Here is a 388-nt window from a genome sequence, read left to right as displayed (position 1 = left end):
AACACCATTCACGGCCTGTCCAACGGCGAGATCGCCAAGGCCCTGGACGAATCACCCGTCAATATTTCCCGCGCGCTCGACGTCCTGGTGGACGAAGGATTTAGCACTAAATTGGACTCCGGGCGTTATGCCCTGGGACTCCAGGTGGCGAAGATCGGATATGCGCACATAAACGAACTGGACCGCGCAGAACAGCGGATCAAGGAACTCAGACAACGCACCGTGGCCGGTGCACTGAACTAAACCGGAAGGAGAATCTCATGGGAACAATCGACGCGATGGATGAAATCCTCGGAATGACATTCGGAGAACTGGTGGAATTGGGAGAAGTCAGCTGCACCTTGAGCGATGGCAACGACAATCCCATTGCGGTTATGGCCGTGGTCAA

Annotated in this window: 1 protein-coding gene; it reads left to right on the top strand. The window is 55.2% G+C overall.

Annotated features, from left to right (window positions below; all coding sequences use genetic code 11):
- On the top strand, positions 1-243 hold a 243-nt coding region (locus GO013_RS16795; protein WP_163813193.1), incomplete at its 5' end, for an IclR family transcriptional regulator.
- Positions 244-388 lie beyond the last annotated feature (145 nt).

The organism is Pseudodesulfovibrio sp. JC047, assembly GCF_010468615.1.
Taxonomy (GTDB): domain Bacteria; phylum Desulfobacterota; class Desulfovibrionia; order Desulfovibrionales; family Desulfovibrionaceae; genus Pseudodesulfovibrio.
The sequence above is the reverse complement of the archived record's forward strand: the minus strand, read 5'-3'. Positions and strand labels throughout refer to the sequence as shown.